This is a genomic window from Siminovitchia thermophila, assembly GCF_016909185.1.
Lineage (GTDB): Bacteria > Bacillota > Bacilli > Bacillales > Bacillaceae_C > Siminovitchia > Siminovitchia thermophila.
The window spans coordinates 41860-57956 of the sequence record NZ_JAFBFH010000001.1 but is presented as its reverse complement, the minus strand read 5'-3'; the positions used below and the strand labels follow the sequence as shown (position 1 = coordinate 57956).

Genomic DNA, 16097 nt, shown 5'->3' with positions numbered 1-16097 from the left:
ATTATGGGGCCGGAAATCAACAGGGAAACAACGGTCAACAGAGGGCCAAAGAAACGGAACACCAAATTCATTGTGATCGGTTCTCTGGCTGCCTTGTTTTTCCTGGCTGCTGCAACTTGCGTCGCGATTTCTGTATATGTGGGAACAAATTTGACAAAACCGGAGAAAAAACCGATCGTCATTACCCCTGGCGATTATGACATGAATTATCAAGATATCGACTTTTTCAGCCATGATGCCAAAACGAAGTTGGCGGGCTGGGTGCTTGAACCTCCCGTTCCGGCAAAAATGAACATTATTTTTGCCCACGGTTATAAAGGGAACCGTTACGAGGAAAACATTCCGTTTATGCCGCTGGCCAACAATTTACTTGTAAAAGGATATCGGGTCATTACGTTTGATTTTCGTTATGCGGGGGAATCAGAAGGAGACATGACCACTGTTGGAGTCAAAGAAAAATGGGACCTCCTGGGGGCCATTGATTGGACAGCCGACCAATATGAGGAGCCGATTGGATTGCTGGGAATATCCATGGGGGCGTCCACTTCCATTTTAGCGGCGGCTGAATCAAAGAATGTGCATGCAGTCGTAGCCGACAGCCCGTTCAGCGATTTGCATGATTATTTGGAAGAAAATATGCCGGTCTGGACCGATCTGCCGAATTTTCCTTTTACACCGTTGATCCTCAATATCATTCCACTAATGGCTGACATCGATTTGTCCGGCGCAAGCCCGATCACTGTGCTGGATGATGTGGCTCCGCGTCCAGTGTTATTTATCCACAATAAAGGCGATCGTTCCATCCCTTACACAGAAAGTGAAAAAATGTACAAAAAGCACCCCGATGTTTTTTCGTTTTGGCTTACCGAGGGAGACGGGCATGTGAAATCTTTTGAGCAAAACTCTGAGGAATATGTTGAAAAGGTGATTGCTTTTTTTGACGGGGTATTACAAGGAATAAAGGAAGATGAGTGACAGGCTCAACATGAAAAAACGTACATGATGCTGGCGGGAATAAGCCATGTCCGCCCGGAACGCAAGAAAACGATGCTGAGGTTGCGAATGGCGCTTTGGCGTCCTAAAGACATCTGCGAATATAAATGAGTATGACTCGATCAAGCAAAAAAATAAATTCATAAAATGGATGATGGTGAATAGATGTAATGGAAATGAATGACAAAATGCCGAAAAAACCGTTAAACAAACAATTTTTTCAACAGCCAACGCTTGAACTAGCCAAGTCGCTTTTAGGCTGCCTCCTTGTCAACGAAACGGAAGAAGGGCTTTCCGCCGGATATATAGTGGAAACGGAAGCCTATATAGGCCCGCATGATCGCGCCGCCCACAGTTACGGCAATAGAAGGACGAAGCGGACTGAAATCATGTATGGCCAGGCAGGGCTCGTGTATACATACTCGATGCACACGCATTGTCTGATCAATGTCGTCAGCGCAGGCATTGATGAGCCCGAAGCCGTATTGATTCGAGCGTTGGAGCCTGTTACAGGAATTGGCCTTATGAAAAAGAGGCGCCCAGTCGATCAAATGAAAAACTTGACGAATGGCCCCGGAAAATTAACAAAGGCAATGGGGATTACCATGGAGGACTACGGCCGAACATTTTATGAGCGGCCGTTATATATCAGTGATGGCTATTCCCCGACAGAAATAGAGCAAGGAACCAGGATCGGGATTCAAAATTCGGGTGAGGCGCGAGATTACCCGTGGCGTTTCTGGGTTAAGGGAAATCCATATGTATCACGATAAAATATATATGGAGGGGGCTGTTTAAAAAGTCCGATTTAGAGTCAACACACTACAATCTAAAACCCAAGAATGTTGATTTTATAGCATTCTTGGGTTTTGTTTTATTATTTTTCAAGCTGTCATATTCCTTTCCGGACAGCTTTTTTTCGGTATGAACTGGCAGGAAGATCCCCACTTCAAAAAATCACGGTAAGTGCGGGGGAGCAACAGTCAGTTAAAGCCCGATTCGTCCGGGGCGGCGACACACATCTCATGGTTTTCTGGAAGCGTCATAACCATGATGTACGGGTGCAGCGAAGCCACAAGACAGGGAAAGTGCGACAGCATCATGATCGCACGAAGATAAAGTAAGGCGCTCCTCCCCAGAGCTTGCCAACAGGACGCTGTCGCTCCGTTTCTTATAAGGGGAAAGAGAGCGCGGCATGAGCTTCTTGCATGGACCCGCACCCTGTCACCCTGATCATGCCGCCAATAGATTTCGCTATCAGGTAAAAATGCATCTCATATTTTTTTGTAAAAATGGTTGCATGTATATTTGTGTTAGTGTACTATTTGGTTAGTACAATAACAGTTGATGACGGAGGTCAAACTCATGAAAGCATTTATTGGATTAGTTAAAAAGGATTTAAGTTTAATGAAATTTTGGTACATCGTTTGGCTTGCGGTTTTTATTATCGGGATGGCGGGTGTGTATATCCTCTCTGTTTATTTATCAGAGCCGCTAATACCCGTTCCTTTTCTGATGATGGCTGCCGGGTTTCACATGTTTTTGGCACCGATCTCCCTACTTTATACTTTAAATCTCGAGGGGAAAACACAGTTATGGCTGTATAATCCGCAAAGCAGTTTGAAATTGCTGTTATCAAAGCTCAGTACGGCAGCCATTATTCAGTTGATTGCGCAACTCATCATTTCCTTGTATGCCTTGTTTATCATGCAAGCATTGGTGAAAGCAGGGAAAATCGCTTCTTTCGGCAACTTCCTGCCTATCAAACAAGGGATTTTTATGCAGTTGGGCATTTTCAGCACAGCAATGTATATATCGATCTGGTTCATTTTCCTTTGGACGGTTTACCATTCTCTAGGAAAATACCCCGCCATTAGACATTTTCGCTGGCTGGCGGTGGTTCTCGTTTGGTTTGCATGGAGCTTACTGGAAGAGCTTCTTGTAAAAACGAAGATTTTAACAAATGAGTGGTTCTCTTTGGACCTAAACGTCCATATTGAGCCCAACTTGAAATATGAAGATGGCTGGAACATCATCTATACGGATGTATCGCTACCTATCATACCCATTCTGTTGTATGCCGCTTTGGCTATCATCCTTTTCCTCCTTGCCAGTAGGTTGCTGGACCGGAAAGTCGAGGTGTAAACATGTCCAAAGAATTTGAAGCGTCAAAGCCCATTTATATACAAATTACTGAAAAGATTTTTCAAAGGATTATCCGGGGAGAAATCAATCCCGGGGAAAAGCTTCCGTCAGTAAGGGACATGGCTGTCCAATCGGGTGTCAACCCAAATACGATACAAAGGTCATATGCGGAAATGGAAAGGATGGGTATTGTGGAGACAAGACGTGGACAGGGGACGTTCGTGATTGAAAAGGAAAGCATTGTCGATGAATTGAAGCAGTCGATGCAGACGGAAATCATCGGCCAGTTTGTCAAAAGCATGAAAGAATTGGGATATACGAACCAGCAAATGGTGAGTGGATTGACACATTATTTGGAGGATGGTGGGCAGGATGAACATTGAATTAAAGGGCGTCGTGAAAAAATACGGAGCAGAAAAGGCTCTGGACAATGTCACTCTATATTTTGAACCGGGGAAAATTTACGGTCTGCTCGGCCCCAATGGGAGTGGAAAATCCACCACATTGAAATTGATCACCGGCCTTGTTTATCCGAACAGCGGAACAGTGACCGTTTTACAAGAGAAGGTCACAAGAAGGATCAGCAAAAAAGTGGCATACTTGACGGAACTCGATATGTTTTATGATTCTTTTACCACCGGGAAAATGATCGAGTTCTATGATTCTCAATTTCCCGATTTTGACCGGGACAAAGCGTTTCACCTTCTTAAAGAAATGGAACTGCCGGAAAATAAAAAAATTAAACAGCTTTCCAAAGGGAACCGCGGAAGGTTGAAACTCGTATTAACCTTGGCAAGGGACGTTCCGGTGGTCCTGCTGGACGAACCATTTTCCGGACTCGATCCAATGGTGCGGGATTCCATTGTTACAAGCTTGCTCACCTATATTAATTTTGAAAAACAGACCGTCATTATCGCCACGCACGAGATTGATGAGATTGAGCAGATAATGGATGAAGTGATCGCCATTTATAACGGTGACATTATCGGCCGTGAAAATGTGGAAGCCATACGCGAAGAACAAGGCTTATCTGTCTTAGAATGGTTCAAATTAATCATGCGGAACAAAGGGAAGGAAGTGTGAAAAAAGCTGTCGTTGAGTTGAAAAATGTCACGAAAATGATTCGCGGAAGAAAAATGATTGATGACTTAAGCTTTGAAGTCGAAGTCGGGGAAGTGTTTGGATTTTTGGGGCCGAACGGAGCCGGGAAGACGGCAACGATCAGAATGATTGTCGGTTAACGCTTTAAAATGTGAATGGAAGGAGTTTAGAAATTTCATCATTGCTTTTTTTAGTTCACAATATATATTCAGAACGGAAGGCGACGACTCCTGCGGGAATAGCTTGAGCTGAAGACCCCGCAGGTGCAAAGCGATGAGGAGGCTAAAGCCAAGCCAGCATGTCTGTAAAATCCATTGGAAACGAATGATAAAATGGATCCGTTCAACAACTTGTTAAGGTGTGAATGTCATTTCTGCTTTTTATCCATCGGCCTCTCACCTTCACTTGATTTGTAGTTCTGTAAATCCCTATCGTTTCAGTAATACTAAAAACGCGCTCGGAATAAGTACATTTTATACAGTTTTGTGCCCTTAGCGAGAGCGAAAGGAATGGTTCTAATTATGAGAAAAATATTTTATAGTTGCTTCATGATCATCATCTTTGTGTTGAGCGGATGTTCCGAGGAAGAAAATATGGATGCTCAGGAAGAAAGTGCTACAGAAGAGGAAATTTCTCTAAAGGACATAAAAATCCCTAGTACTATCTTCACCTCTGAAAAAAACAATAGTGTCATTGACGAAGAAGAAATGAAACAAAGTAACAAAATATATTTAGACAGTGACGAAGAGTTAAATAATGCTTTAGAATCATTTGAGGAGTTCATATGGGACGATCAGACATTAAATAAAAGTGAATTAGAGAAATTTAAAAAAATTAACAAACTTATAAAAGAAAATGATGAGAATTTCTCTCGTTATATCTCCAATAATACCTTACCTAAAGGTTATCAAGAAGAGTCGGAAAGGATTAGTCGTTATATTACAACTTCAAATGAGTATATTCGTGAATTAAGTGAAGTGCTCGACAACGCAAGCGAAGGGAAAATTTCTGAAAAAGACATTGGATCCATCATTAATAAAACTCCTAAAGTGAGTGGAAGAGAACAGAAAAAAATTGAAGACTTCCTTGATGAGAAGAATATTGACACAAAGGCCTTTGGAAGGGATGTTAAAAAATAAAGTTAACCATTGAATTGGAAAGGTGGACAATGAAAAGGAACTATCGGGTTTGTCAAGTTAAGTGTGTAAGTACACTTTACTCAAGGTATCTTAAAACCCTATCTTTCAGTTTGTCGTGAAAGAGCAGTTGGTTTCTGACCATGGCCCAATTTTGGATATGCCCGCCATCCCATTTTGTTTCCAGTTCCTTAATGGTGAAGATGTATTTCGGAAGCTTATTTATACATGCCATTACTGCAACCTCATAAGGATTTCGCCGAGGTTGCATTTTTAATTTGTCATCGTAAAAGCTAGGACGTGTATGTTCCACTTCATCTCCATACTCACATCGTTTATAACGGTCAGACTGTCATCCCATTTTCCCCCATACTCACATCAAAAGCTACAACATGTTTATGTTTCATGATTTCTGCTCCCTCTTAGCCAATCATAGAAGCCTTCACACTGCCTTATTGACATGATCTTTTTGGACCCCCAACATACTAAACTTGTGAAGTTGGCCGGTCTTTTATATGGATTCTAGATCTTGAAGCTGTTCGGCAAAAAAATACTAGCACAAACCATGGCCTTGGTCGCACTACTGATGTTAGTAGTTTTTTCGGTATGAACTGCAGGAAGGTCCCCATTTCAAAAAATCGCGCCAAAAGTCCGATTCGTCCGGGGCGGTGATACACAACTCATGGTTTTCAAAGATATCGGTCATGGAAGCGCCGCAACGTATACGCTTGTACGAGTGTAAGAGAAGAAACAAACAAGGCAGGGAAAGCGCGAGCTTGGATGACGCTATTTCCTCGGTTAAGCCAACAGGACGCTTTCATTCTTTAGCCTTTGTTCCGCCTTTTGATCGAGGGGAAGAGAATGGCATAATTCTCTGAAAGTAGCTGCATCCGGTGACCATAGCCCATCTCTTGAAATTTTCTATCAGGTAAAAAATACATCTTATGTTTTTTTGTAAAAATGGTTGCATGTATACTTGTGTTAGTGTACTATCTAATTAACACACTAATACAAGGTGGCGGAGGTAAAGTCATGAAGGCATTTATTGGGTTGGTTAAAAAGGATTTAGGTTTAATGAAATTTTGGTCTTGGATGGGGCTTCTATTTTTCGGTATGGCAGGTATGCATATCTTCTCAGGTTATATATCGGAGCCGGAGTTAATGTTTCCCTTCATGATGGCTGCTGTTCTGATATTGGCGCCGCTCTTACTGCTTTATACTTTAAGGGTCGAGGGGAAAACACAGTTATGGCTGTATAATCCGCAAAGCAGTTTGAAATTGCTGTTAGCAAAGCTCGGTGCCGCGGCTATTATTCAGTTGATTGCGCAACTTTTCATATCCTTTTATGCTTTGTTTTTTATGCGAAGGGCGATCGCTTTTTTCAGCAGTGCTCTGCCTATCGATCAAGGGATCATTTCTTTACAGTTACATATCTTTGGCACAGCGATGCATGTATCAGTTTTGTTCATGTTTCTTTGGACGGTTTACCATTCACTAGGAAAATACCCCGCTATTAGACATTTTCGCTGGCTGGCGGTGGTTCTCGTTTGGCTTTCCTATCACGTACTGGTGGAAAGGCAACTCTGGAAACTACCTATTTTCCAAAATAGTCTATCCTTGTTTACCTTGATGTACGCTATTTTATCCATCATCTTCTTTCTCCTTGCCAGTAGGCTGCTGGACCGGAAAGTCGAGGTGTAAACATGTCCAAAGAATTTGAAGCGTCAAAGCCCATTTATATACAAATTACTGAAAAGATTTTTCAAAGGATCATCCGGGGAAAAATCAATCCCGGGGAAAAACTTCCGTCTGTAAGGGGCATGGCTGTCCAATCGGGTGTCAACCCAAATACGATACAAAGGTCATATGCGGAAATGGAAAGGATGGGTATTGTGGAGACAAGACGTGGACAGGGGACGTTCGTGATTGAAAAGGAAAGCATTGTGAATAAATTGAAGCAGTCGATGCAGACGGAAATCATCGGCCAGTTTGTCAAAAGCATGAAAGAATTGGGATATACGAACCAGCAAATGGTGAGTGGATTGACACATTATTTGGAGGATGGTGGGCAGGATGAACATTGAATTAAAGGGCGTCGTGAAAAAATACGGAGCAGAAAAGGCTCTGGACAATGTCACTCTATATTTTGAACCGGGGAAAATTTACGGTCTGCTCGGTCCCAATGGGAGTGGAAAATCCACCACATTGAAATTGATCACCGGCCTTGTTTATCCGAACAGCGGAACAGTGACCGTTTTACAAGAGAAGGTCACAAGAAGGATCAGCAAAAAAGTGGCATACTTGACGGAACTTGATATGTTTTATGATTCTTTTACCACCGGGAAAATGATCGAGTTCTATGATTCTCAATTTCCCGATTTTGACCGGGACAAAGCGTTTCACCTTCTTAAAGAAATGGAGTTGCCGGAAAATAAAAAAATCAAACAGCTTTCCAAAGGGAACCGGGGAAGATTGAAACTCGTATTAACCTTGGCAAGGGACGTTCCGGTGGTCCTGCTGGACGAACCATTTTCCGGACTCGATCCAATGGTGCGGGATTCCATTGTTACAAGCTTGCTCACCTATATTAATTTTGAAAAACAGACCGTCATTATCGCCACGCACGAGATTGATGAGATTGAGCAGATAATGGATGAAGTGATCGCCATTTATAACGGTGACATTATCAGCCGCCAAAATGTGGAAGCCATACGCGAAGAACAAGGCTTATCTGTCTTAGAATGGTTCAAATCAATCATGCGGAACAAAGGGAAGGAAGTGTGAGAAATGAAAGCTGTTGTTGAGTTGAAAAATGTCACGAAAATAATTCGCGGAAGAAAAATTATTGATGACTTAAGCTTTGAAGTCGAAGCCGGGGAAGTGTTTGGATTTTTGGGGCCGAACGGAGCCGGGAAGACGACAACGATCAGAATGATTGTCGGTTTGATTGGCATAACGGCCGGGGAGATTAAAATTTGCGGAAAAAGCGTCCGCAAAAATTATGAAGACGCGATTAGCCATGTAGGAGCCATCGTCGAAAACCCGGAGTTGTATAAATTCTTGACTGGTTATCAAAATTTACAGCAGTCTGCCCGCCTGTTTAAGGGAATCACGAAAGAAAAAATAGATGCGGTCGTAAGTCTTGTCGGATTGACAGAGCGAATCCACGACAAAGTCAAGACTTACTCTTTGGGGATGAGACAGAGATTGGGAATTGCCCAAAGCCTCCTGCATGATCCAAAAGTTCTTATTTTGGATGAACCGACAAATGGGCTTGATCCCGCGGGCATCAGGGAAATCAGGGGCTATTTAAGGCGATTGGCCAAAGAGAAAAACCTTTCCATTATCGTCTCCAGTCATTTGTTGTCGGAAATGGAAATGATGTGTGACCGGTTCGCTATTATTCAAAAGGGGACGCTCGTCAATGTCCAAAGTATCGCCAGTGAAGAGGTGGAGTCTGATACCAAAACGTATTATTGCGATGTGGATAATAGAAATGAAGCCTTAAAATTATTGGCAAGTCGTGGAATTCAAGGAATGAAGAGAGAAAATGGCATTCATATTTTAGTGGAACCTTCTCAAATACCGGATGTGTTGCGCTTATTGCTTGAACACGATCTCCTCGTGTTTGAAATAAGCCCAGTGAAAAAATCTTTGGAAGAAAGGTTCCTTGAAATGACAAACGACCCGGGGGTGGCAGCCAATGTTTAATTTGGTACGCAATGAATGGGAGAAGATTTTTAGGCAGATCAGTACATATATCATGATGGGACTGCTCATTCTCATTCTGATCGTAACGGCTGGCATGATGAAATATCTTGACAGCAAAGAAAAAGCGGAAAATCAAGATTGGAAGCAAGAGTTGATGGCGGAAAACGAGAATTTAAAACAACAGCATGAAGATATGCAAATTATAGGCCCTAAGGATCTTATTGAACAGGAGATAGCTATTAATGAATATCGGATAAAAAATGACTTGCCGCCTGTTGAGGAGCGCACGGTTTGGACATTTATCAACGACTCGATTTCTCTCATACCATTTGCCGGCTTGTTCGTACTCATTGTTGCTGCTGGTATTGTCGCCAATGAATTTTCATGGGGAACGATCAAAATATTGTTGGTGAAGCCCTATAAACGTTGGAAGATATTGTTGGCAAAATACTTTACCGTCAATTTGTTCCTGCTGCTTATGCTTGCCATCCTATTCGTTTGCGCCAGTATCATTGGAGCGGTTCTGTTCGGGACGGGAGATTCGTCAAGCAATGTCCATCTGGCTTATGTGAATGGACAGGTGAAGGAACAAAGTCTGTTTTTATACTTGGTCAAATCGTATGCCCTCAATTCCTTAAGCGTCTTTTTGCTTGCCGCTATGGCATTCATGATTTCGGCTGTTTTCAAGAACAGCGCGCTGGCGATCGGCCTGTCGGTATTTCTGCTTTTCACAGGCGAAACGGCCACCAAATTGCTGGCCAGCAAATTTGAATGGGCCAAATATAGTTTGTTTGCCAACACTAACTTAATGCAATATATTGATGGGATGCCATTGGTGGATGGCATGACGCTCTCTTTTTCCATATGGATGATGATACTGTATTTTACAATCTTTCAAATACTGGCTTTTCTATTCTTTTTGAAAAGGGATGTTACGGCTTAAGCCTGTAACATCTCTTTCTCTCTGTGGGGTTTTTTTGTCCATCCCCAAAACACAATTCCGAATCTTGCAAATAAAAGTTTGGTATTCAGATTGTTTTTTTGGTATAGTAAATGTGTAACGAATCATAGACTAATATGGACCCAATGTTTGTTAACGGGTTTTAGTTGTTGGTTTATGTAATCGTTGCCACGTCCATTATCATGAAGAAGGGGGAATTTGCTTGAAGATGTCACGGTCTGCTTTCATGGTTTTCGTACTATCAATCTTACTGGTACTTTCCGGCTGTTTTAGCGGTCAAACGGAGACTTCGCCGGAACCGGCTGACGAGAAAAAATCTGGTGGCGAGCAAAAGTCGGGCGAGAAGAAAATTTTACGTCTCAATAACAATGAAGAGCCGGGTTCACTACACCCTGGAACAGCACAGGGAACCCATGATTCATGGATCCTGGAGCATGCCTTTGAAGGATTGACGAAGAAAACGCCTGAAGGTGAAATAGTCGAGGGAATCGCTAAAGATTGGAATGTGAGTGATGACGGATTAACGTGGACTTTCAACTTAAGGGATGACGCGAAATGGTCCAATGGCGACCCTGTAACAGCTCACGACTTTGAATTTGCCTGGAAATACGCGCTCAATCCTGAAAGCGCTTCCGAGTATGCTTATCAACTCTATTATCTTGAAGGAGGAGAAGCGTACAACAGCTCGCAAAACAAGGACGAATATGCCGCGTTGGAAGAAAAAGTCGGTGTAAAGGCTTTGGACGACCTTACGCTTGAAGTTAAACTTGCGGAACCAACACCTTACTTCCTTGATTTGACATCTTTTTATACGTTTTATCCTGTGAACAAAAAGGTACAGGAAGCAAACCCCGACTGGGCACTGGAAGCTGAAACATATGTATCAAACGGAGCTTTTAAACTGACGGAGTGGAAACATAAAGAAAGCATGAAATTGGAGAAAAACGAAAACTATTACGATAAGGATAAAATCAAACTGGATGAGGTTCAATTTGTCATTATTGACAATGCTGATACCGCGTGGCAAATGTATCAGTCCAATGAGCTTGACCTCGTCTACCCGCTGCCTCCGGATGTGACAGGCGAACTGAGTGGAACAGACGATCCAGAATTCGAGATTGCTCCGGATTTGGCAATATATTACTATAATTTAAATAATGAGGTAAAGCCATTTAACAATGTAAAGGTTAGAAAGGCTTTATCGATGGCGATTGACCGAAAGTCTCTTGTTGAACATGTGACGCAGGGCGGCCAGCAGCCCGCGTATGGCATCATCCCGCCAGGAATTCCCGATGTGGAAGGAGATTTCCAGGAAAACTCCGGCGACCTGTTTAAAGAAGATGCGGAAGAAGCGAAGAAGCTCCTGCAGGAAGGACTTGCTGAAGAAGACATGGATCAAATGCCAGAGTTTACCCTAACGTATAATACGGATGAAGGGCATAAAAAGGTTGCTGAGGCGATACAGGAAATGTGGCGCAAAAACTTGGATGTAAACGTCACATTGGAAAACGTAGAATTCCAAGTCAAGCTTGACCGGGAAAAAGCTGGGGACTATCAAATTTCCCGTGGCGGTTGGGTAGGGGACTATGTTGACCCGATGACATTCGTTGATCTTTGGGTAACAGACGGTTCGTTCAATGATGCGAATTGGAGCAATCCGGAATATGATAAAAACGTTAAAATCGGCAAGACGTCCATGGATCAAAAAGAACGGATGGAAGCCATGCACAAAGCGGAAGAAATTTTAATCGAAGAAATGCCGATTATACCGCTATATTTCTACACAAAACCGTTCACTGTGAAGCCGCATGTGAAAGGGATTTTTACACCAATTAACCGATATCCACAGTTCATTTATGCGGACATTGAAAAATAATCATGCATTTCAAAATTGGGTATGCCACTTTTGGCATACCTGGTTTTAGTCTTTATTTTTTCATCTTACTGTATGTATGGCATGGCTATATCCCGGATTAACAGGCAGCAAGCAAGCTTCCCATTTTCAAAAATTCGCGGGGAAATAGGTTCACCGGGAATCAACTGCTAGTAAAAGCCCGATTGGTACAACTAACCATATGCGAAATAAAGCTTTCGCAGATTGAAGTTTTGCTTAGAAAGAGGTGTAAATGATGTGGAAATATACGCTAAATCGTTTATTTTGGGCAATCATCACTGTGTGGGTCATCATTACACTCACCTTTATCATTATGAAAACCATTCCGGGGAATCCGTTCGCCAAAGAAGGGCCGATGCCCCCGGCTGTATATGAAAACTTACAGCGCCACTATAATCTTGATAAACCGGAAATGGTCCAATATGCCCTATATTTAAAGTCTGTCCTCCAACTGGATTTCGGGCCATCCATGAAAACAAAAGCTATCACAGTCAATGATTATATTAAAAATGGATTTCCCGTTTCTCTCCATTTAGGGCTTCAAGCATTGTTGATAGCCATTACATTCGGTTTGTTCCTTGGGGTCATTGCTGCTTTGAACAGAAACCGGTGGCCAGACTACTCAGCGATGGTCCTTGCCATCATCGGCCTGTCCGTTCCAAGTTTTGTCCTTGCCACCTTTTTGATCCATTATGTTGCTGTTAAGTGGGAACTTCTGCCCGTTGCAACGTGGAAGTCTTGGTCTCATACCATTCTCCCTTCGATTGCGTTGGCGATGATGCCCATGGCTTATATTGCCCGATTAATGAGATCGAGCATGCTGGAAGTGATGAGCCAGGATTATATATTAACTGCCAAAGCCAAGGGTCTGGCCGGCGGTGCCATCATCATGAAGCATGCGGTACGGAATGCTATCCTGCCTGTCGTGACAGTACTCGGTATCCTGACGGCCAATCTGGTAACCGGGAGTTTCATTATCGAGTATATATTTGGAATACCCGGCATGGGTGAAATGTTTGTAAATAGCATTTTCAACCGTGACTATCCGGTCATTTTAGGGGCGACCATCTTTTACAGCATCATTCTCATCGCATTGATCTTTATTGTGGATGTTGCCTACACTTGGATTGACCCCAGAATCAAGATCGGAAAGGAGAGCGGCTGATGAGCAAGCACGAACTGAATATGACGGAAGATATGTTTTTGCCGGCGGAAGACAATTACCAGGAAGCTGAAAAAATTGCGAGGCCTTCTGTTTCCTATTGGAGTGATGTATGGCGCAGACTTGTTGAAAACAAGCTTGCGATGCTCGGATTAACTGTTATTTTTCTATTGACAATCATGGCCGTTATCGGTCCACATTTAAACGGATATACGTATTATGAACAGGATTTTACCAAAAAGAATTTGCACCCCAATGCTGAGCATTGGTTTGGAACCGACTCGGCCGGAAGAGATTTATTTACCCGCAGTTGGTATGGGGCGAGAATTTCACTGTTTATCGGATCGATGGCCGCGTTGATCGACTTTTTAATTGGTGTCGTATACGGCGGTATTTCGGCCATCAAAGGCGGCCGCACTGATAACGTCATGATGAGGATTGCTGAAATACTATACTCGATTCCTTATTTGCTTGTTGTGATTTTAGTCATGATCGTCATGGAAAGAGGTATTTGGCCGATCATCATTGCTTTGTCTATTACGGGCTGGATTCAAATGGCAAGGCTCGTCAGGGGCCAGGTGCTGCAATTAAAGGAGCAGGAATTTGTTCACGCATCGAACGCTCTTGGGGCCAAAATGGGCTGGGTTTTAAGAAAACATATGATACCGAATACATTAGGGCCTATCCTTGTCAATATTACCCTTACTGTTCCGACGGCCATTTTTGCTGAAGCGACCTTGAGTTTCCTGGGATTGGGTGTTCAAGCGCCCCAAGCAAGCTGGGGGACGCTCGTAAGTGATTCCTTGGGCAGTATTCATGTGGGGAATTTCTATCAATTGTTTATACCTGCTATTTTAATTTCTTTAACGATGTTGGCATTTAACGTATTCGGGGATGGACTTAGGGATGCGCTCGATCCCAGATTAAGAGAATGAGAGAGGTGGGGATCGATATGAATAATATACTGGAAGTCAAAAACTTGCACGTATCTTTTCAAACATATGCCGGAGAGGTAAAGGCGGTCAGAGGCGTCAATTTTAACGTAAGAGAAGGAGAAACGATCGCCATTGTTGGAGAATCGGGCTGCGGTAAAAGTGTAACAGCCAAATCAATCATGCGGCTGTTGCCTTCCCCTCCCGCGCAATATAAGCAGGGATCGATACAATTTCAGGGGAACAATCTTTTCGATATAACTGAAAAAGAAATGCAGCGCATCAGAGGCAATAAAATCAGCATGATCTTCCAGGACCCAATGACATCTTTAAATCCAACAAGCAAAATAGGCAACCAGATTATAGAGGCTATTTTGAAACATAATGACATGAATAAAAAGGCAGCTGTTGAAAAAGCCATTGAAATGCTGGAACTTGTTGGAATTCCGCAGCCAGGCCACCGGGTGAATCAATATCCGCATGAATTTTCGGGCGGGATGCGCCAAAGGGCCATGATTGCCATGGCGCTGGCATGCAATCCGCGGCTGTTGATCGCCGACGAACCGACGACAGCTTTGGATGTGACGATACAGGCTCAAATATTGGAATTGATGAAAAAAATCCAGCAAGAAACCGGAACTTCCATTATTTTAATTACACATGATTTGGGCGTAGTAGCAGAAATGGCCGAGCGCGTAGTCGTCATGTATGCCGGCCAGGTGATCGAAAGCGGCACAGTGAAAGAGATCTTTAACAACCCTCAACATCCCTACACAATGGGATTATTAAATTCCATTCCGCGCTTGGATATGGATAAAAACCAGCCGCTTGCTCCCATCATCGGTACTCCGCCAGACTTGATAGATCCTCCGGAAGGGTGTCCATTTTATGCCAGATGCAAATATGCCATGCGCATATGCAAAGGTCACAACCCGGAGTTTGAAGAAGTAGGTTCAAACCAGTTTACCGCTTGCTGGCTTCACCACCCAATGGCTCAAAAGAGAGCAAGTGTGTAACAAAGGAGGAAGCACATGACACCGGAATTGAAAGAAAAAAAATCTTTTGAACAGGGATATTCTTCCATACCATTAATCCAAGTGAAGAATGTAAAGAAATATTTTACCGTAGGTAATAAAAAATTGAAGGCGGTTGACGGGTTATATTTGGATATATACCAGGGAGAAACGGTCGGCCTTGTTGGTGAAAGCGGCTGCGGGAAATCAACCGCGGGCAGAACGATCATCAGATTATACGAGCCGACTTCGGGTGCAGTTTTATTTAACGGAAAAAATATTTTTCAAAGCAATGATCGTGAAATGTCCCAAATGCGGCGGGAAATGCAAATGATTTTTCAGGATCCCTACGCATCGTTGAATCCGCGAATGACAGTTGAGGAAGTCATTGGAGAGCCATTTGCGATTCACGGTGTGTTGAGCGGAAAAAAGAGGCGTGAGCGGGTCAAAGAATTGCTGCGGCTTGTCGGGTTGGATGCCGATCATATTAGCCGTTTTCCCCATGAGTTCAGCGGCGGCCAACGCCAGCGGATCGGCATTGCGCGGGCGCTTGCCCTTGATCCGACATTCATTGTTTGTGATGAACCGATTTCGGCCCTGGACGTATCGATACAGGCTCAAGTTGTGAATCTTCTAAAAGACTTGCAACGAAAAATGGGTTTGACCTATTTATTTATTGCGCATGATTTATCAATGGTCAAATATATTTCCGATCGAATTCTCGTCATGTATCTGGGGAAAATGTTTGAGCTTGCGGATAGTGAAAAGCTGTATGAGGACCCATTGCATCCATATACAAAAGCTTTATTGTCATCGGTTCCGATCCCCGATCCCGAAGTGAAGCGGGAACGGATTATTTTAAAAGGCGATGTGCCAAGTCCCATAGATCCCCCGAGCGGATGTGTATTCCGAACGCGCTGTCCGGTTGCTATGGACGTGTGTGCCAAAGTTGATCCAGACTGGAAAGAAGTAAAACCGGGACATTTCACCGCATGTCATTTATATCAGTAATAGGGGGCCGCGAGCCCCTTTTTACATGTTGCGAAAAA

The 16097-nt window shown here is 43.2% G+C and carries 16 protein-coding genes and 1 pseudogene; all 17 read left to right on the top strand.

What is annotated here, in order from left to right; all coding sequences use genetic code 11:
* Positions 1–3: 3 nt before the first annotated feature.
* The 17 genes and pseudogenes from JOC94_RS00285 (at position 4) to JOC94_RS00205 (ending at position 16059) form a co-directional block, all read left to right on the top strand.
* Complete coding sequence (locus tag JOC94_RS00285; RefSeq protein WP_077109851.1) at positions 4–975, top strand: alpha/beta hydrolase; 972 nt, start codon at positions 4–6, stop codon at positions 973–975.
* A 194-nt stretch (positions 976–1169) separates the two neighbouring features.
* Positions 1170–1766, top strand: coding sequence for a DNA-3-methyladenine glycosylase (locus tag JOC94_RS00280; protein ID WP_077109885.1), 597 nt, complete (start codon positions 1170–1172; stop codon positions 1764–1766).
* 592 nt (positions 1767–2358) lie between these two features.
* The gene (locus JOC94_RS00275) at positions 2359–3138 is read left to right on the top strand and encodes a hypothetical protein (RefSeq protein WP_077109852.1); all 780 of its coding nucleotides are present in this window, start codon (positions 2359–2361) and stop codon (positions 3136–3138) included.
* Between the two features lie 2 nt (positions 3139–3140).
* On the top strand, positions 3141–3521 hold the full coding sequence (locus tag JOC94_RS00270; protein WP_077109853.1) for a GntR family transcriptional regulator: 381 nt from the start codon (positions 3141–3143) through the stop codon (positions 3519–3521).
* On the top strand, positions 3511–4221 hold the full coding sequence (locus JOC94_RS00265; protein ID WP_077109854.1) for an ABC transporter ATP-binding protein: 711 nt from the start codon (positions 3511–3513) through the stop codon (positions 4219–4221). Before JOC94_RS00270 ends, JOC94_RS00265 begins: the two co-directional genes overlap by 11 nt.
* A pseudogene (locus tag JOC94_RS00260) lies at positions 4179–4376 on the top strand (ATP-binding cassette domain-containing protein); the annotation flags it as partial. The gene JOC94_RS00265 and the pseudogene JOC94_RS00260, both read left to right, overlap by 43 nt.
* Before the next feature lie 372 nt (positions 4377–4748).
* Entirely contained in the window at positions 4749–5378 is a 630-nt protein-coding gene (locus tag JOC94_RS00255) for an NDxxF motif lipoprotein (RefSeq protein WP_236016917.1), read from the top strand.
* Between the two features lie 1029 nt (positions 5379–6407).
* Entirely contained in the window at positions 6408–7076 is a 669-nt protein-coding gene (locus JOC94_RS00250; RefSeq protein ID WP_077109857.1) for a hypothetical protein, read from the top strand.
* A 2-nt stretch (positions 7077–7078) separates the two neighbouring features.
* Positions 7079–7459, top strand: a complete 381-nt coding sequence (locus tag JOC94_RS00245) for a GntR family transcriptional regulator (RefSeq protein WP_077109858.1) — start codon at positions 7079–7081, stop codon at positions 7457–7459.
* Positions 7449–8159, top strand: a complete 711-nt coding sequence (locus JOC94_RS00240) for an ABC transporter ATP-binding protein (protein ID WP_077109859.1) — start codon at positions 7449–7451, stop codon at positions 8157–8159. Before JOC94_RS00245 ends, JOC94_RS00240 begins: the two co-directional genes overlap by 11 nt.
* A gap of 3 nt (positions 8160–8162) precedes the next feature.
* Complete coding sequence (locus JOC94_RS00235; RefSeq protein ID WP_077109860.1) at positions 8163–9086, top strand: ABC transporter ATP-binding protein; 924 nt, start codon at positions 8163–8165, stop codon at positions 9084–9086.
* On the top strand, positions 9079–10029 hold the full coding sequence (locus JOC94_RS00230) for an ABC transporter permease (RefSeq protein ID WP_077109861.1): 951 nt from the start codon (positions 9079–9081) through the stop codon (positions 10027–10029). Before JOC94_RS00235 ends, JOC94_RS00230 begins: the two co-directional genes overlap by 8 nt.
* Before the next feature lie 226 nt (positions 10030–10255).
* Positions 10256–11923 (top strand): peptide ABC transporter substrate-binding protein, encoded by a 1668-nt coding sequence (locus JOC94_RS00225; protein ID WP_077109886.1) that lies wholly within the window; start codon positions 10256–10258, stop codon positions 11921–11923.
* A 253-nt stretch (positions 11924–12176) separates the two neighbouring features.
* On the top strand, positions 12177–13106 hold the full coding sequence (locus tag JOC94_RS00220) for an ABC transporter permease (protein WP_077109862.1): 930 nt from the start codon (positions 12177–12179) through the stop codon (positions 13104–13106).
* Positions 13106–14038 carry an ABC transporter permease gene (locus tag JOC94_RS00215; protein WP_083717264.1) on the top strand — a complete coding sequence of 311 codons (933 nt, stop codon included), beginning with the start codon at positions 13106–13108 and terminating at the stop codon, positions 14036–14038. The genes JOC94_RS00220 and JOC94_RS00215 overlap by 1 nt, the downstream gene beginning before the upstream one ends.
* A gap of 17 nt (positions 14039–14055) precedes the next feature.
* Complete coding sequence (locus tag JOC94_RS00210; RefSeq protein WP_077109864.1) at positions 14056–15051, top strand: ABC transporter ATP-binding protein; 996 nt, start codon at positions 14056–14058, stop codon at positions 15049–15051.
* 15 nt (positions 15052–15066) lie between these two features.
* Positions 15067–16059 (top strand): ABC transporter ATP-binding protein, encoded by a 993-nt coding sequence (locus JOC94_RS00205; protein WP_077109865.1) that lies wholly within the window; start codon positions 15067–15069, stop codon positions 16057–16059.
* Positions 16060–16097 lie beyond the last annotated feature (38 nt).

What these genes read in the sequence shown, in the direction of transcription:
- JOC94_RS00235 (WP_077109860.1), top strand. Translation starts at nt 8,163, where the DNA reads ATGAAAGCTGTTGTTGAGTTGAAAAATGTCACGAAAATAATTCGCGGA.
- JOC94_RS00280 (WP_077109885.1), top strand. Translation starts at nt 1,170, where the DNA reads ATGAATGACAAAATGCCGAAAAAACCGTTAAACAAACAATTTTTTCAA.
- JOC94_RS00210 (WP_077109864.1), top strand. Translation starts at nt 14,056, where the DNA reads ATGAATAATATACTGGAAGTCAAAAACTTGCACGTATCTTTTCAAACA.
- JOC94_RS00225 (WP_077109886.1), top strand. Translation starts at nt 10,256, where the DNA reads ATGTCACGGTCTGCTTTCATGGTTTTCGTACTATCAATCTTACTGGTA.
- JOC94_RS00255 (WP_236016917.1), top strand. Translation starts at nt 4,749, where the DNA reads ATGGTTCTAATTATGAGAAAAATATTTTATAGTTGCTTCATGATCATC.
- JOC94_RS00215 (WP_083717264.1), top strand. Translation starts at nt 13,106, where the DNA reads ATGAGCAAGCACGAACTGAATATGACGGAAGATATGTTTTTGCCGGCG.
- JOC94_RS00265 (WP_077109854.1), top strand. Translation starts at nt 3,511, where the DNA reads ATGAACATTGAATTAAAGGGCGTCGTGAAAAAATACGGAGCAGAAAAG.
- JOC94_RS00205 (WP_077109865.1), top strand. Translation starts at nt 15,067, where the DNA reads ATGACACCGGAATTGAAAGAAAAAAAATCTTTTGAACAGGGATATTCT.
- JOC94_RS00220 (WP_077109862.1), top strand. Translation starts at nt 12,177, where the DNA reads ATGTGGAAATATACGCTAAATCGTTTATTTTGGGCAATCATCACTGTG.
- JOC94_RS00285 (WP_077109851.1), top strand. Translation starts at nt 4, where the DNA reads ATGGGGCCGGAAATCAACAGGGAAACAACGGTCAACAGAGGGCCAAAG.
- JOC94_RS00270 (WP_077109853.1), top strand. Translation starts at nt 3,141, where the DNA reads ATGTCCAAAGAATTTGAAGCGTCAAAGCCCATTTATATACAAATTACT.
- JOC94_RS00240 (WP_077109859.1), top strand. Translation starts at nt 7,449, where the DNA reads ATGAACATTGAATTAAAGGGCGTCGTGAAAAAATACGGAGCAGAAAAG.
- JOC94_RS00250 (WP_077109857.1), top strand. Translation starts at nt 6,408, where the DNA reads ATGAAGGCATTTATTGGGTTGGTTAAAAAGGATTTAGGTTTAATGAAA.
- JOC94_RS00275 (WP_077109852.1), top strand. Translation starts at nt 2,359, where the DNA reads ATGAAAGCATTTATTGGATTAGTTAAAAAGGATTTAAGTTTAATGAAA.
- JOC94_RS00230 (WP_077109861.1), top strand. Translation starts at nt 9,079, where the DNA reads ATGTTTAATTTGGTACGCAATGAATGGGAGAAGATTTTTAGGCAGATC.
- JOC94_RS00245 (WP_077109858.1), top strand. Translation starts at nt 7,079, where the DNA reads ATGTCCAAAGAATTTGAAGCGTCAAAGCCCATTTATATACAAATTACT.